Annotated in this window: 12 protein-coding genes; 5 read left to right on the top strand and 7 right to left on the bottom strand. The window is 74.6% G+C overall.

What is annotated here, in order from left to right; translation table 11 throughout:
• Window positions 1-475: 475 nt before the first annotated feature.
• Together AQJ58_RS23130 and AQJ58_RS23125 are read left to right on the top strand one after the other, a co-directional pair.
• The gene (locus tag AQJ58_RS23130; protein WP_067253436.1) at window positions 476-916 is read left to right on the top strand and encodes a glutaredoxin domain-containing protein; all 441 of its coding nucleotides are present in this window, start codon (window positions 476-478) and stop codon (window positions 914-916) included.
• Between the two features lie 45 nt (window positions 917-961).
• Entirely contained in the window at window positions 962-1546 is a 585-nt protein-coding gene (locus AQJ58_RS23125) for a GNAT family N-acetyltransferase (RefSeq protein WP_067253431.1), read from the top strand.
• 28 nt (window positions 1547-1574) lie between these two features.
• Here AQJ58_RS23125 and AQJ58_RS23120 read toward each other — a convergent pair whose 3' ends face one another.
• Window positions 1575-2954, bottom strand: a complete 1380-nt coding sequence (locus AQJ58_RS23120) for a cytochrome P450 (protein WP_234360244.1) — start codon at window positions 2952-2954, stop codon at window positions 1575-1577.
• 84 nt (window positions 2955-3038) lie between these two features.
• On the bottom strand, window positions 3039-3410 hold the full coding sequence (locus tag AQJ58_RS23115; protein WP_067252978.1) for an antibiotic biosynthesis monooxygenase family protein: 372 nt from the start codon (window positions 3408-3410) through the stop codon (window positions 3039-3041).
• A 284-nt stretch (window positions 3411-3694) separates the two neighbouring features.
• Between AQJ58_RS23115 and uppS the strand changes: the two genes are divergently transcribed.
• Both uppS and AQJ58_RS23105 read left to right on the top strand, forming a co-directional pair.
• A complete protein-coding gene (gene uppS, locus AQJ58_RS23110) occupies window positions 3695-4384 on the top strand; it encodes a polyprenyl diphosphate synthase (protein WP_067253425.1) in 690 nt (229 codons plus the stop codon).
• The gene (locus tag AQJ58_RS23105) at window positions 4381-5817 is read left to right on the top strand and encodes an oxygenase MpaB family protein (RefSeq protein ID WP_067252976.1); all 1437 of its coding nucleotides are present in this window, start codon (window positions 4381-4383) and stop codon (window positions 5815-5817) included. Before uppS ends, AQJ58_RS23105 begins: the two co-directional genes overlap by 4 nt.
• 72 nt (window positions 5818-5889) lie before the next feature.
• On the opposite strand, the gene AQJ58_RS23100 is transcribed toward AQJ58_RS23105, so the two are convergent.
• From AQJ58_RS23100 to AQJ58_RS43910, 3 genes are all read right to left on the bottom strand, one after another.
• Complete coding sequence (locus tag AQJ58_RS23100; protein ID WP_067252974.1) at window positions 5890-6582, bottom strand: class F sortase; 693 nt, start codon at window positions 6580-6582, stop codon at window positions 5890-5892.
• A gap of 103 nt (window positions 6583-6685) precedes the next feature.
• The gene (locus AQJ58_RS23095) at window positions 6686-7168 is read right to left on the bottom strand and encodes a sortase (RefSeq protein WP_067252972.1); all 483 of its coding nucleotides are present in this window, start codon (window positions 7166-7168) and stop codon (window positions 6686-6688) included.
• Window positions 7169-7545: 377 nt separating this feature from the next.
• Complete coding sequence (locus AQJ58_RS43910; protein WP_067252971.1) at window positions 7546-9594, bottom strand: PA14 domain-containing protein; 2049 nt, start codon at window positions 9592-9594, stop codon at window positions 7546-7548.
• Between the two features lie 287 nt (window positions 9595-9881).
• On the opposite strand from AQJ58_RS43910, the gene AQJ58_RS23085 reads away from it, so the two are divergent.
• Window positions 9882-11231 carry a DEAD/DEAH box helicase gene (locus AQJ58_RS23085; RefSeq protein ID WP_079079126.1) on the top strand — a complete coding sequence of 450 codons (1350 nt, stop codon included), beginning with the start codon at window positions 9882-9884 and terminating at the stop codon, window positions 11229-11231.
• An 81-nt stretch (window positions 11232-11312) separates the two neighbouring features.
• On the opposite strand, the gene AQJ58_RS23080 is transcribed toward AQJ58_RS23085, so the two are convergent.
• Both AQJ58_RS23080 and AQJ58_RS23075 read right to left on the bottom strand, forming a co-directional pair.
• Complete coding sequence (locus AQJ58_RS23080) at window positions 11313-12872, bottom strand: mucoidy inhibitor MuiA family protein (protein WP_067252969.1); 1560 nt, start codon at window positions 12870-12872, stop codon at window positions 11313-11315.
• 8 nt (window positions 12873-12880) lie between these two features.
• A complete protein-coding gene (locus AQJ58_RS23075) occupies window positions 12881-15109 on the bottom strand; it encodes a DUF4139 domain-containing protein (RefSeq protein WP_067252967.1) in 2229 nt (742 codons plus the stop codon).
• Window positions 15110-15173: the final 64 nt, after the last annotated feature.

Raw genomic sequence — 15173 nt, 5'->3', positions numbered from 1 at the left:
ACCCACCCGTCGGCGCCCCCTGTTCCCTGTCCCCGTCCCCCCTCCCGCCCCACGACCGGTGCCGCTCAACCGGCCGTGGGGCACCCCTGTTCCCTCCCCCAACCGACGTCAGACGTCGAGGATCCGCCACCGCTCCTCGTCCGGCCTGGGCGCGTCGTCCTCGGCGGTGCGGGGGACGGCCCCGAAGTCGTCGCCCGAGCCCTGGTAGGCGTCGGCGATGGCCCCCAAGCGGCACGGCACCCGCCCCGGCGGTCGCGGTGGTCCGGCCCACCCGTCGCCCGCGGCCCGCTCCGGACACCCCTCGGCCGGCCGCGACTCCCCGCCCCCTCGCGGCGCCGTACATCCGGAAGCCCCGGCACTTCCCGTCCCTGGCCGTCGCGGCGAAGTCCTGGAAGCCACCGCCCGCCCGCCGAACCGGCGCTCCGGGCGGCCTGCCCGGACCGGCCCGGCCGCCCCACCGGTAGTCTGCGTGGTCATGATGCGCGCCTGGATCCTGCCGGTCCTGATGGTGGTCTGCGGCTCAGCCGGTGCGGCCGGGCTGCTCCGCGGCGGAAGTCCCGTCCCCGCGGCGGTCTTCCTGTTGGTGTGCGCGCTCTTCGCAGGCCTGAACTCGCCGTTGGTCTTCCCCCGGTCGCTCACGGCGGCGGAGGCGCGACGGCGCAGCGCGGTCGACCACCGCCCCGTCGTCTACTGGCGGCCGGGCTGCCCGTACTGCCTGCGCCTGCGCCTTCGACTGGGCCGCAAGGCGCGCCGGTTGCACTGGGTCGACATCTGGCGCGATCCGGCCGGAGCGGCGGAAGTGAGGGCGGCGAACGACGGGAACGAGACCGTGCCGACCGTGGTCGTCGCGGGCCGCCCCCACACCAACCCCGATCCCGCATGGGTACGCGAACAGCTCACCTCCACCGCGCGCTGAGGGGTGTCGGCCACCCACGCGCCCCACATCAGTAGGTTGGTCACCATGATCGGACTCGGAGCCGTCCCCTGGCCACCTGCCCCCCTGCGGACCGAACGGCTCCTGCTCCGCGCGTCCGAGGCCCGGGACCGCGCGGCCTTCGTCGAGTTGTTCGCCTCGCCGGAGGTGGGCACCTACATCGGTGGCCCCCGGCCCCGCGAGGAGCTCGACCGGGCGATGCCCGAGGTGCCCGGGCGGCGCCCTGGCTGCTTCGTGGTCGAACTCGACGGGGCGATGGCCGGCCTGGTCACGCTCGACCGACGCGACGCGGAGCGTCCGGGCCACGTCCGTCCACAGGGCGGGGAGGCCGAACTCGGTTACCTGTTCCTGCCGGAGGCATGGGGACGCGGGTACGCCGGTGAGGCGTGCGCACGGGTCCTCGACTGGTTCGCCGGCGTCCTCCCCGGCGAGCCGGTGGTGCTGTGCACCCAGTCCGCCAACGACCGCGCGCTGCGCCTCGCGGGGCGGCTGGGCTTCAGGGAGGTCGAGCGGTTCGAGGAGTACGGCGCCGAGCAGTGGTTCGGTCAGTGGCAGAAGCCGAGACGGGGGCGGGTGGGAGGCACCGCACGGCCGCCGGGGAGCGGGCGCTGAGCGCTGTCCCGCCCGGCATCCCCTCGGTTCATCGACGGACGGTGACGCGCAGGGGGGCCCGGAAGGAGAGCAGGCCGAGCATCGGTGGCTCGTCCCCGCCCGCCTCCCCGCGCCCTCCGTGCTCTCCGCGCCCCTCGTTCCGCCCCGCCTCGGGCAGTCGGCCGGCCGCCGCGCGCAGGGCGATCGCGGCCTCCGTACGGGCCAGGGATGCTCCCGGGCAGCGATGGCGGCCGGCCCCGAACGCGAGATGGTGACGGATGTTCGGCCGGTGCGGGCACATCCGGGCGGGGTCGGCGAAGACCTCCGGGTCGGATCCGCTGCCCAGCAGCATCAGCAGAAGCTGTGCTCCCGCGGGGAGGCTCACTCCGCCCAGGTCGACCGGTCGCGCGGTGACCCGGCGCCAGGTGGTGACGGGCGGTTCACGGCGCAGCACCTCCTCCGTCCACGCCTCGGCCAGCCCCCTCTCGTGCGGCAGCTGCCGCCACAGGCCCGGCTCGCTGAGCCCGCGCCGCAGTACAGTGGCGATGAGCTGGCCGGTCGTGGACTGGCCCGCGATGAACACGAAGAAGCACGCGGCGACGGCGGTACGGGCGTCCAGCGGACCCCCGTCGGGCAGGCGGTGGCGGGCCAGCGCCCCGACGAGCGAGTCCGCCGGGTGGCCGCCGTCGCGCACCGTGGCCGTCAGCCAGCGGTGGAACTCACCCGCGAGCTCGGCCAGTTCGCTCTGCCGCTCGGGGGTGGGGCGGCCCCAGAAGAGTTCCAGCGAGGCGTCGCTCCAGCGGATCAGCGTCGCCGGGTCGATCCCCTGGATGCCGAGGAGCTCCATGAGCACCCGGCAGGGCAGCACCTGGGCGAAGGTGGCGAACAGGTCGCAGCCACCGGTGGCGTCGAGCTCGGACCGCGCGGAGTCCAGCAGTTCGTCGGCGATGCGCTCGATGGCAGGGACGGCCGCGGCGACGCGTTCCGCGTGGAAGAACCGGGTCACCAGGCGTCGTAGTCCCGCATGGCTCGGACCGCCGTTGTTGGCGAGCGCGGGCGGGAGCGCGAAGCCGGCCCGGGCGAGTGCGCGCAGCGCCCCGACCGGCAGCGGGGTGACCGCGTGCAGGGCGTTGTCCGGGTGGAACCCGGCCGGATCGAGCAGCACCCGGCGGATGTCGTCGTACCGGCTGACCAGCCACAGCCCGGTGGCCGGGTCGTGGTGCACGGGGGAGTCGGCGCGCAGGGCGTCCAGCCAGGGGTACGGGTCCCGGACGAAGCCGGCGCCGAACAGATCGAGCAGACCGAGCCGGCCGAGCGGGTCGCCGGGCGCCGGGGGTCCACCGGGGCCGGGCGTCCCGCGGCGGCACTGCGCGGCGGCCCCGGCGATCGCGCCGCCCGCCGCGCTGCTGTCGGGAGCCGTCGCATGCACGGCCCGGACGCTAACACGCCGCAGCGCGGGGGCCGGCACGGCTGTGCGCAGGGTCACTCGCGGGGGAGCGCTCGTCGACGTGGGTCACGGGTTCCGCGGCGCCGTGGCGCGGGTGAAGCCGTGACTGCGCTCCACCTTCGCCACATGCAGGGTGTAGCTCTCGTACCACTCGGCCCGTCCGCGCTGCTGTGCCGCGCGGTGCTCGGCGTTGCTCCGCCACTTCTCGAGGGCGTCGGCGTCGCGGAAGTACCCGACGGTGATGCCGAGCCCGCCGGGCGTCTGGGCGTGCTCCATCGCGAGGAACCCGGGGACGTCCTTCACCAGGTCCTCCATGCGGGCGTTGGTCTCGGCGTAGCCGCTCTGCTCCTGGGTGCGCACCGTCGTGAAGACGGCCATGTAGTACGGGGGTTCGAAGGCCTCGACGGGCGTGACAGGTGCTTCGGGGTGATCGCTCATGGCGTCACTGTAGGGGGCGCGCGGACCGGTGCCCCGAACGGCAGCAGACCTCGGGCACCAGTTCCCTGGGTGAATACGCGGCTCGGGCCCCCGCACCGGGGTGGTGACCTGGCACGCTTCACCACGGCGCGGCTGCTCGGCGGGGGGCGCCGCGGGGCGGGGCGAAGGGGTGGGGCGTGACGACCGGGCACAGCGTGGACGATCTCGCGGAGGAGCCGCATCCCGTCGTACGGCCCACCGGTGGAGCCCCGCCGCGCACGGTGCCCCGGCACGTCGCCTGCGTGATGGACGGCAACGGCCGATGGGCGGCCCAGCGGTCGCTGCCGCGCACATCGGGCCACCGTGCCGCCGAGACGACCGTCATCGACGTCATCGAGGCGGCCCGGGGCGCGGGCGTCGAATGGCTGAGCCTGTACGCCTTCTCCACGGAGAACTGGGGGCGGCCCCGCACCGAGGTCGACTACCTGATGCACCTGGTCCGCCGGGTCGTCCGCAAACACGCGGCGCTGCTCCACGCACGCGGCATCCGCTGCCGCTTCCTGGGCGCGAGCGACTCCCGGATCCCTCCGGCGCTGGCGCGCGACGTCGCCGACCTGATGACGCTGACCGGCGACAACGAAGGCATGACGCTGACGGTCGCGTTCGACCACGGCGGACGCAGGGACATCGTCGAGGCCGCACGGTCACTGATCCGCGCGGGCGTCCCCGCCGAGGCCGTCACCGAGGAGAGCTTCGCCGCGCATCTGCCCTTTCCCGACACGCCCGAAGTGGACCTGGTCATCCGGACCTCCGGTGAGCAGCGCATCTCCAACTTCATGCTCTGGCAGGTCGCCTACGCCGAGTGGACCTTCCCGCCGGTGCTCTGGCCCGACTTCCGCGCCCCGCACTTCCTCGCGTGCCTGCGCGCCTACCAGCACCGCGACCGCCGCTTCGGCGGCGTCGTGCCGCAGCAGAACGGAGCCCCTCGACCATGACCGTCAACGAAGACACGCCGCCCCTGTTCGGCACGGGATCACAGTTCCGGGAGTTCCTCGACGACCCCCGATGGGCGCTGGCCATGATCCGGGCGACCGTCCTGGAGGCCGCGCACCCCCAGGTGGGTGCCGCCCTGATCGAGAACTCCACCTTCGTGGCCCACCCCTGGCGGCGCCTGCGCAACACCCTCCGCAGCCTCCGGCGCATGTTCGGCGACGACGACGAGGCACGGCACCGGGAGGCCGCGCGCCTGAACCGTCTGCACGCCCGGCTGAGCGGCACCGACCCGCAGGGACGGCCGTACGACGCGATGGACCCGGCCGTGCGCGCCTGGGTGGTGGCGACCCTGTTCGAGAGCACCGTCACGATGTGCCGGCTGGGCGGACAGCCCCTGGAACAGGAGGTGATGGAGCGGCTCTACACCGAATTCCGGGGGTATCTTGCCCTGATGCAGTCCGACGGTGGCCAACTCCCGGCCACTGTGCCCGAGTTCTGGGTCTACTACGACCGGGTCGTGGCGGAGGAGCTGGAGAACACGGAGGCGATGCGGATCATCCTGTACAGGCTCTTCGACCATCTGCCCGCGCCTCCCGTCCTGGGCGGCCTGCCCACCCTGTGGGCCGCCGGCCGCGCCCTCACCGGACCGGTCGTCGGCGCCATCACCGTGGCGTCGCTCCCGGAGCCCTTCCGCAGGCGGGCCGGCCTGCCGGAGATGCCCGGGGCCCAGACCGTCATGCAGGGCGCCTACCTGGCCGTCGGCCTGGCCCGCTTCCTGCCCGACGGCTGGATCCGCGCGGACGCCGTCGCCGACCTGCTGGACCTGACGCCGGACAGCGACGACCCGCGGGCGCGCACCCTCGCCGCCCTGCACCGACGGATGCAACGGGCCGGCGCCCTGATCCGGCTCCTCACCCCGCTGCCCACCGTGCCCGAGCCGACCTCGCCGCAGACCACCCCCCGCGGTGCCGAGGAGTTCTTCCGCGAGGTCCTGGACCAGACCGGTGACGGCTACCTCGACTGGCCCGACCTCGCCGCCATGGCACGCGAACTGGCCACCCGTCTCGACCTGGACGAGCCCGAGGAGACCAGGCTCTACCAGGCCCACGCCGAGTGGTGGCGCGAACTCCAGCAGGCACTCGACACGGACGGCGACGGCCGGGTCAGCGCCCAGGAGTACGCCGACGCCGTTCCCACGCTGGCGGGCCCGGCGCTCATCAGGGTCGCCGAAGTACTGTTCGACGTCGCCGACAAGGACGGCGATCAGCGCATCGACGCGGGCGAGTACCGGGCCCTGTTCCGGACCGGCTTCCACCGCGACACCCACCGCACCGACGGCGCGTACACCCGGAGCGCGTTCGTCAAGGACTTCCTCTCCTTCATGTCCGGCCGACTGCGCTCGACCCCGTACGACCCGGTGATCGCCCAGGCATGAGAGTGGCGTCGGTACGCAGGGTGCGCAGGCACCGGTCGCCGCCGGCGGGAAGACGGCTCTGCCGTGCCGTTGTCACGCTCGGCTGTTCGTCAGTGTCGCGTACACGACGACGTTGCCCCGGTAGCCCGTCCGCTTGCTGTAGGCGCCGCCGCAGGTGATCACCCGCAGGTCGGCCCGCCCGGAGCTGCCGTACACCATGCGGCTCGGGAAGTGCTGCTTGTCGTAGACCTCGATGGCCTCGACGGTGAAGACGGCGGTGCGCCGGTCCGCCCGGTCGACCTCGATCACGCTGCCCCTGGGCAGGGCGCCGAGTCCGAAGAAGACACCCGGCTTCCCGGTGCGCACGTCCACGTGCCCCGCCGTGACGGCTGTCCCGACCGATCCCGGAGCCGTGCCCTCGCTGTACCAGCCGGCGAGGTGGGGATCGTCGGCGGGCGGCGGCTCGAGCGCCCCCGCCGGGTCGAGGTGGAGCCTGGTGAGGGGGGCGTTCACGTTGAGGGCGGGAATCCTGAGCCGGAGGGGTTCCGCGGGTGGCAGCGAGGGGGCTTCGGTGATCGAGGGTGCGGCCGGGGGGACGCTGCGGTGGGCGGCGGGGCCGGGCAGCGGTGCGAAGCCCTGGCTCGCCGAAGGCTGCGGCGGCTGCTCGTAGTGCAGTGCGCCCGTCACCAGCACGGCACCTGCCACCAGGGTCCAGACGAGAAGTCCGGCTGACGGGACGAACGAGGGCGAGGGGGAACGGGAGGTGTGCGGGTGCCTTGAGGCCATCGAGGTCGGGTCTCTGCCTGAAGTGGGGGAGAGGGGGATCGGATTCCCCGACGGGTCCCGGAAAGGGGAAGGCGCGATCCGGGAGCCGTCGGGAAGGCCGCGGTCAGGTGCGACGGGCGCCGGAGCGGTGACGCATCCTCACCAGCCCCCCGGCCGCCGCCGCGGCGACCAGCGCGGCGCCGAGGGCGAGCTGCGGGGCCGTGTTCCCCGCCGGACCGAAACCGGCCTCGACGGCACCGTCGGGGTCGCGTACGGCGAGTTCGTACGAGTCCGTGAGCTTGATCCGCGGCGGGCACTTGACGGTGACGGTGTCGGTGCCGGCCGACGTTCCCTCCGGCAGGGTGAACTCGCCGGTGAGCACGCCCTTGCGCGGGCCCGCGAAGAGATGGAACGCCCCGGCCAGCTCCGACTCGCCCTTGCCGTAGGTCTCCGCGCCACAGGCGGTGGTGCTGACGGTGACGGTGGAGCCGTGGGCGCTCTGCCGGATGTCGAGCCCGGAGTCACCGGCAGCGGCGGCGCCCGGAATCTGTAGAGCCAGGGCACCGGCCGTCAGGCCGATACCGATACCAACGCGTGTGATGCCCACGAGAAGCCTCCAACTGCTCCGGTCTGTCTGTGCGGCGTCTGTGTGGACGCCACTGACGAGGCAACCGACGGTCCGTCAGATCCGCAACCGGACGCATCCGCCCGGGCATCGCCCGTACAGGCGAAAAGCACGGCCGTCGTACGGTCATCCGCCCAGGTCAGCCGGGTGCACGGGGCGGTGGGGGAGGAATCGCGGGAGAGGGCGGCGAACAGGTTAACGGCCGCGCGAAGGTGGTGGGGGTGGACCGGGCCCCCCTCCCCCGTCCGCGACGACCGCGTCCCGCGCACCGGCCGATCGCGGGCGCCCGTTCTCACCGGCCGGTCCCGGAGCGGCACTTCGCGCCCCGGGACCGCACGTCACCGGCCAGGACCGCGTGGCTAGACGCGGTCCTGGAAGACGCAGCTCCACGCGTGGGTGCCCGCGACGCCGCCATCGGCACGCACCGCCTGGAGCGTGTAGAAATACGTGGCCCCCCGCGCGGCGGTGGTGTCCGTGTAGGTACGGGTCGCGGCCGGCAAAAGCCCCGAGTGCAGCGGCTCGTACGCCTTCGTGGCCGCGTTCCACCGGCTGACCCGGTAGCCCGCGACACTCTCGCACACGGCGGCCTTGTCACATCGCCAGGTGATCGACGGCCCGTCCTCTTCGGGGCCGCCGATCACCGTGCCGTATCCCGTACCGCCGAGATCCCAGTCCCGGGTGACCGTCACCTCGGGCCGGACGTCCAGCTCGGTGGCCTCGACGAGCGTGACCTTCGGGTCGCCGGGGAGCAGCGCGTTGCCCCAGCGGTCCCTGGCGACGACCGCGTACACGTACGTCTCGCCGTCCGGCAGGTCGCCGCACAGCACGGCGAGCGGATCGCTCGTGCCCTCGCGGCAGAAGGCGGAGCCGAGCCACTTGACCGTGCCGTCGGCCTGGCGGACACCGGTCCACGCCGTGTAGCGCTCGACGTCGTCCTCGGGCGAGGCCGCCCAGCTCACCAGCACGCCGTCGGCGCGCGGGGTGGCCTTCACGCCGGTGACGGGGCCGGGCGCGACGCGGTCACCGGTGCGGACGACGAGCGGGGCGGACAGCGCCGACTCGTTGCCGGCCGGGTCCACCGCCGCGACCGCGTACGTCACGTACGCGCCCTCGGGCATGTCCAGGTCGTGGCAGATGCCGCCCGTGCTGGTCTCGTCGCTCTGCTCGGCGCAGCTGACGCGGGTGAGTGCGGCCGCATCGAGGACCGTGCCGGACGAGCGGTAGACGTGGTACGTCCCGCCGTTGTCGAAGTCCTCGTAGAAGCCGTCGGGCTGCTTCCAGTACACCCGGGTGGCGCCGACGTCGGCGATGGAGCCGAGCGAGGTCGGGGACTTCGGTGGTGTCCGGTCGACGCCGTCGCCGGTGACGGTGGCGTACGCCGAGGGGTTGCCGAGCGCGTCGAGGGCGCGGACCCGGTAGTAACGGGTGGTGTTCTCGGGGGCGTCGGTGCGGTACGACGTCGTGCTCGTCGTACCCAGCAGCGCGAACGGCCCGGCGGGCGCGGCGGAGGCGTACACCTCGTACGTCGTGGCGTCGGCGACCCGCTGCCACGCCACGGTGGCCCACCAGGCGTCGCCGACGACCGTGAGACCCGTCGGTGCCGCTGGGCCCGTGCGGTCCACGGTCACCGCCGTGGCGTCGAGGCTGCCGGCGGACTCGCGGCCCGCCTTGTCGACGGCACGGACCTCGTACAGGAAGGTCTGGCCCGTGGCCGGTGTCGCGTCCACGAACGAGCGGGACGTGAGCGGCGACGCGCCGCCGACCCTCGCCCACGAGGTGCTGCCCAGCCGCCGGTACACGCGGTAACCGGCGAGGTCCATCTCCTGGTTCGCGGTCCAGCGCACGGTGGTCTTCGTGGTGCCCGGGTCGTACGTGGCGGTCACCCCGGTCGGGGCCAGCGGCTTGACCGTGTCGACGGCGGCCTCGGTGCGCGGGGCGTACGTGAAGGCGGCCCGCGCGGCGCCGGTCCAGGCGACGTAGTCCACGCGGAGCGTGTGCCGGCCGGCCGGGACGGTCAGGTCGACGGTCTTGCGGGCGGTCGTGGAGACGTTCTTCCACAGGTCGATCTTCCGCACCCCGTCGAGGTACACACGCATGCCGTCCTGCGTGGCGGCCGAGAGCCGGAAGGGACCGCCGGAGCCGAAGTCCCGCGTGAGGGACCAGCGCACGGAGAAGTTGTCCTTGGGCAGGGTGACGCCGGCCGGGTCGCCGTACCCGTAGTCCTCGGCGATGGCGGAGTCGCACGCGGTCAGCTTCGGGGTGCCGCTGAAGGTGGAGTTGCCGAAGTACTGCGCCTTCCAGAGGGGCGAGGCGCAGGTGACGGCGGCGGCCGGGGTGGCGGTGAGCAGGCCGCCGGTGGCGGCGAGGGCGGCCGTCGCGGCGAGTGCGGTCAGCCGATGACGAGTCATCACAGAACGTGCGGACCCTTCCGGAGCAGGGGAGACAGGTGACGCGTGTGTGACTCATGGGACGGGGAGAAGGTTGCCCGACTCTTTACCTTCCCGTGAGACGGCCGCACCGAGCCGGCACCGCGCGGCTCATCGCCGGCAGCAGCCGACGCAGCCCAGCGTCCATGAGCGCACGGCCGGCCCGGTGCCCCCTGGTAAAATGGGCGCACGCTTCGACACCGCCGGGGCCCGTACCGAGGGGTACGGGCCCCGGCGCGTTCCGGAGACCCGACCCAGAAAGGCTCCCCATGGACGCGAAGCAGCCGGACACGAAGATGTCCCCGGACGTGCCCCCTACCCCGTCCTTCGACACCTTCGGGCTGCCCCCGGCACTGGTGGAGACGATGAAGGGCCTCGGCGTGACCGAGCCCTTCCCCGTCCAGGCGGCGACGCTGCCCCACGCGCTGGCGGGCGACGACGTCCTCGGGCGGGCGCGGACCGGCTCCGGCAAGACGCTGGCCTTCGGCCTGGCACTGCTCGTACGGACATCGGGACTGCGCGCGGAGTCGAAGCGGCCGCTCGCCCTGGTGCTGGTGCCCACCCGGGAGCTGGCCCAGCAGGTGAGCGACGCGCTGGCGCCGTACGCCCAGGCGCTGAACGTGCGTCTCACGACCGCGGTGGGCGGACTGTCCATCAACCGGCAGCAGGCGGCGCTGCGCACCGGGGCGGACGTCGTCGTCGCCACCCCCGGACGACTGACCGACCTGGTGTCCCGCCGCGACTGCCGACTGGACCACGTACGCATCACCGTGCTGGACGAGGCCGACCAGATGTGCGACCTCGGGTTCCTGCCCCAGGTCACGGACCTCCTGGACCAGGTCCCCGCCGACGGGCAGCGGCTCCTGTTCTCGGCCACCCTCGACCGCAACGTCGACCAGCTCGTGCGGGACTACCTGCATGAGCCGGTCACCGTGTCCGTCGACCGGGCGACGGGCTCGGTCGCCACGATGGAGCACCACGTGCTGAACATCCACGGCGCCGACAAGTACGCCACCGCCACCGAGATAGCGGCGCGGGACGGCCGGGTGCTGATGTTCCTGGACACCAAGGCCGGTGTGGACCAGTTCACCCGTCACCTGCGGGCCAGTGGCGTAGCCGCCGCCGCGCTGCACAGCGGAAAGTCCCAGCCCCAGCGCACCCACACGCTCGCCCAGTTCAAGGAGGGCCGGATCACCGTCCTGGTGGCCACCAACGTCGCCGCGCGGGGCATCCACATCGACGCGCTCGACCTGGTCGTCAACGTCGACCCGCCGACCGACGCCAAGGACTACCTGCACCGTGGCGGGCGCACCGCGCGCGCCGGGGAGTCCGGCAGGGTGGTCACCCTGGTCACGCCCCAGCAGCGGCGCGACGTGAACCGGATGATGTCCGAGGCCGGGATCCGGCCCACGGTCACCCAGGTGCGCTCCGGTGAGGAGCGGCTGACCGCCATCACCGGGGCGAAGCGTCCGCCGGCCGCGACCGGGTCCGGCGGCGGCAACGCCCCCTTCCGCGGCCTCGGCACCCGGCCGGGCCGCGCCAAGGAGTCCCGCAGGGCCGCCGAGGCCCGCAAGACCGCGGAGGCCCGGGCGGCGGCACGGGTGCGCAAGGGCCGCTGACGCCCGCCCGGCGGCTTCGCGCCGCCGCGCAGGGCCCGCTCGGTGGCGCAGCGCCCGGTGCCGACGTGCCCCGGCCCGCCGTCAGATCCCTGCCACCCGGCCGCTCGCCGACACCTCGTAGACCAGCGTGACCGTGCGCCGGCCGCCCGGTGCCAGCGTCAGCTTCCAGTGGGCGACACCGTCGGCGTCCAGCAGGCCGGGCGCGGGGGAGCAGGCCTCCTCACGCAGGCGCACCTGCACCGCCGAGACCTCCGAGACCGGGATCCGCTCCCGCAGCACGAGCACCCTGCCGTCCCCCTCGCCCGGCGCGGAGAACCGGGACACATGGAGCCGCACGGTTCGGGTCACCACCGTCCGCTGGGTGAGCGAGGCCGTGTCACGGGACTCCTCGGCCTCCCGGACGACCCGCAGGTCGTCACGGCTGCCGTAGGAGAGTTCGACCGGCGCGCCGGGCGCCGTGAAGTCCAGTGTGCCGCGGCCGGTGAACCCGCCGCCCCGCAGCAGGTCGACGGGGCCGGCGAGCAGGGCGTGGCCGGCCGCGTTGTCGAACCGCACCACCTGGGTGACCAGCGGGGACAGCTCGGGTGCGCACGCGTACTCGCTGCTCGCGCGGGTGGTGAACGCGGAGAGCGGTATGCGGTGGGCGCGCCCGTCCGCGGGTACCGAGACCGGCGCGGGGGAGCGCAGCACCCGTACCTCGCCACCGTCGTCCACTCCCGGCAGACCGGCCACCGGAGCCGGACCGAGGTCCGCGATCTCCTCCTCCCGCAGCTCCACGTCGATGGTGCGCCGCTCGGCGGCCGGCCGGTCCTGGAGGACCAGCCGGTCCTCGCCGAGCCGCGGCGGATCGGTGGCGAGCGCCGAGCGCGCCGTCGACAGCGTCAGACGTACGCCGGCCCAGTCCTCGCCGGTGCGCTGCCAGACGATCGCCTCGGTCTCCAGCGTGACGGTGTCCTCGTCCAGCACGGCGCGGTAGGCGGGCCGCCACAGCGCACAGGGCGTGAGGTGGGTCAGCCGCAGTCCGGCCGGTCCGGCGGCCGTGGCCTCGACCGTGAGCTCGATGTGCCCGGTCAGCTCGGCCGGTTCCTCCTCGGCGAGGTCCAACGCCCGTAGCGCGGCGTCGAGTTCCGCGGTGAGGGCGGCCAGCCGGGCTTCCGTCGCCCGCAACAGCTCGCCGCAGGAGTCGCGTGCGTCGTCCACGCGGTCCAGTTCGCCGCTCCAGCGGGGTCCTTCGTCCTCTCCTGCGCCGGCGCCCTCGCCGATCTCCCGCAGCAGGTCGGCCGCGAGCCGGCCGAGGGTGTCGAGCCGGGTCCGCAGCCGGTCGCGCCGCTGCTCCAGGGCCAGGCGCTCGTCCTCGAGCCGGGCCGTGTGCCGGCGCAGGGCGGAGTCGTCGTCGGTGGGGCGGGGCCCGCGTGGCTGCCAGGCGCGGACGATCCGCACGTCGAGCACGGTCGCCGGGTGGTCGGCGGTCAGCTCCGCCTGGAGGGTGCGGTCGACGGCCAGCGCGCCGACGGGCCCGAGACGCAGCCGCTGGACGCCGGCGGCCAGGTCCAGGACGGCCGTGCGCTCGATGTGGGCGCGGTCCTCCAGGCAGGTGACGGCGGTGACGGGGAGGGGGATCGGCTGCGGTGCCGTGGGCATGGGGTGGGTCAGCTCCTGCGGTTGCCGCCGGCCAGGGACTTGCCGGAGGGGATGCGGATCTCGTAGCCGCCTTCGAGGGCGGTGGTGCCGCCGGCGGGCAGTTCCACCCGCCACAGCCGGGTGCCGGGCGCGTGGTGATCGGGTCCGGTGCCGTCGTCGGGGGCCGTCCAGTCGGCCCGCTCCTCGACCCGGACATCCGTGTCCGAGGTGACCGGGACCCGCTCACGGACCTCGACGGTGACCGGCCCGGCGAGCCGGTTGGCGAGTTCGACGTGGACGCGGTGGTCGAGCACCGTGGTCTGGTTGCGCAGTCCCGCGGTCGACTCACTCAGGTGCGTACGACGGGTGACCCGGACGCCCTCGGCCGGACCGAGCCCCACCCGGCAGACCCCGCCGGGGGCGAGCGTGGGCAGCGCGGCGGTCACCAGGAAGTCGTCCCCGACGGTGACCTCGACCGGACCGGCCAGCAGGGCCTGGTCGGTGGCGTTCGACACGAGGAGCGTCGCGTAGACGGTCTGCTCCACGGACGGCACGCAGAGGTGTTCGACGCGCAGGCCGACCGGTATCTCACCGACGGTGACGGTGTGCCAGGCGCCGTCCGAGGGGATGTCGGCGCGGGCCACCGCGTCGAAGCGGTGGTCGAAGGAACCGGCCGACTCTCGGGGCCGCACCCCGTGGCCCGGCAGCGGCAGCGCGGCCACCGCGTCGGCGCGGCGGCGGTACTCGGCGGCCACCGGGTCGAAGGGCGCGTCGGGGAACAGGAGTCCCCGGCGGCCGTCCTGCTCGTCCGGCCCGCACAGGACGAGCGCGGTGTAGTCGAGCTCGGCCCCGGTGGGCCGCGGCGGACCCGCGGCCGCGGACGGCGGCGCTGCGGCCCTGCCCAGGGGCGCGGCGGGCCCCGCGGGCGCGGAAGGCGCCGCACCGCCCGGCGCCGGGGCGGCCAGGGCACGGGAGACCGGGGCGGCGAAGGCGGGGGAGGGCGGAGCCAGGGCGGCGGGGGCCGCACCCGGCCTGCCACCGGCGCGCGGCCGGCTTCGCGGAGCCGCCGGCACGACCGGCGCACCGACGTCGTGCACGGCACCGGCCACGACCTCCGGGTAGGCGCCGCCGACCGGGGCGCCGGGAGCAGGGACAGCGCCCGGAACGGAACCGGGGACGGGCACCCCGTACCCGGGCGGTGGCGTGGGAACGGGCGCGCCGTAGCTCTGCGGAGGCGGAGGCGGAGACAGCGGTGGCGGTGGCGAGAGGGGACCGGCGGCCGCGACACTCAGGGGCGCGCCGGTCGGCTCGGGGCGGCGCCCCGCCGCGTCGTACCCGGCGAACAGGTCGGCCAGCCCCGCCGGGGGCTCGCGCCAGCCGGAGGGTGCGGGGCCGGGCTGCCGACGCCCGATCCGGAGCGAGCGGAGCCGGGGCAGATCGGTGCGGCGGCGCAGATCGGCCGTGGCCAGCGCGATCCGTACGCCGGTCCAGTCCTCGCCGGTGCGCTGGGCGACCGAGGCGCGCAGCACCATACGGCCGCCGTTCTCGTCCTGACGGTGGGTGAGCCGGTAGGCAGGCACCCATACGGCGCCCGGCACCCCGTACTCCACTTCCACCTCCACCTCCGCCTCGACCTCGGCCGCCGCCGTCCCGCCGCCGTCGAGCGTCAGGACCGCGGCGACGGTGGTCTCCACGTGTGCCGCCGGTGCGTCGGTGGAGGCGCGCGCGAGCCGGTCCTCGGCGAGGGAGAGCTCGTGCTCGACGTGGCGCAGCGACTCTTCCCGTTCGGCCAACCGGGCCTGGGACGCGGTCAGCCGCGCGTCGACGAAGTCCGCCAGCCGGAGCCAGGCGTCGACCGGGGTACGGCGGTGCGGATCGTCCTTCCTGCGAGCCGGCGGAACCGGGCGCAACGCCCCGATCTCGGCGATCAGCCCGAGCTGACGGTCGCGGCGCCCCCGGGCCGCCGCGCACTCCTCCCGCAGGCGCTCCACCTCGCGCCGCAGGCCTTCCGGCGCCTCGGGGCCGAGCGGTTCGGCGCCGACCTCCACCCGGGCCTCGACGACGCGCACCGGGGAACCGCCCAGGACACGAGCCCGCAGGGAGCCCGCGTCCAGCGAGCGTGGCAGCCCCGTCACCCGCACCCGGCCGTCCCGCGGTACGGCACCCCGGGCCAGCCGACGGCACACGGCGCCCTGCGCGTACACCACGACCGAGTCGAGGCGCGACTCCCACCCCTGTGCCGTCTCCGACGTCGTCATCCGCTCCCCCCGGGCCGTGACCGTGATGTGCGCAGCCTACGCCGACCGGCCCGCCGTCCCCCGC

This window comes from Streptomyces sp. DSM 15324, assembly GCF_001514285.1.
In the GTDB taxonomy this organism is placed as follows: Bacteria; Actinomycetota; Actinomycetes; order Streptomycetales; family Streptomycetaceae; genus Streptomyces.
Note: the sequence above shows the minus strand (reverse complement) of the source record. Positions and strands in the feature narration are given on the sequence as shown.

Excerpts from the sequence above, each read along its gene's own strand:
- AQJ58_RS23125 (WP_067253431.1), top strand. The coding sequence starts at position 962 with ATGATCGGACTCGGAGCCGTCCCCTGGCCACCTGCCCCCCTGCGGACC.
- AQJ58_RS23130 (WP_067253436.1), top strand. The coding sequence starts at position 476 with ATGATGCGCGCCTGGATCCTGCCGGTCCTGATGGTGGTCTGCGGCTCA.
- AQJ58_RS23075 (WP_067252967.1), bottom strand. The coding sequence starts at position 15,109 with ATGACGACGTCGGAGACGGCACAGGGGTGGGAGTCGCGCCTCGACTCG.
- AQJ58_RS43910 (WP_067252971.1), bottom strand. The coding sequence starts at position 9,594 with ATGACTCGTCATCGGCTGACCGCACTCGCCGCGACGGCCGCCCTCGCC.
- AQJ58_RS23080 (WP_067252969.1), bottom strand. The coding sequence starts at position 12,872 with ATGCCCACGGCACCGCAGCCGATCCCCCTCCCCGTCACCGCCGTCACC.
- AQJ58_RS23100 (WP_067252974.1), bottom strand. The coding sequence starts at position 6,582 with ATGGCCTCAAGGCACCCGCACACCTCCCGTTCCCCCTCGCCCTCGTTC.
- AQJ58_RS23085 (WP_079079126.1), top strand. The coding sequence starts at position 9,882 with ATGGACGCGAAGCAGCCGGACACGAAGATGTCCCCGGACGTGCCCCCT.
- uppS (WP_067253425.1), top strand. The coding sequence starts at position 3,695 with ATGGACGGCAACGGCCGATGGGCGGCCCAGCGGTCGCTGCCGCGCACA.
- AQJ58_RS23105 (WP_067252976.1), top strand. The coding sequence starts at position 4,381 with ATGACCGTCAACGAAGACACGCCGCCCCTGTTCGGCACGGGATCACAG.
- AQJ58_RS23115 (WP_067252978.1), bottom strand. The coding sequence starts at position 3,410 with ATGAGCGATCACCCCGAAGCACCTGTCACGCCCGTCGAGGCCTTCGAA.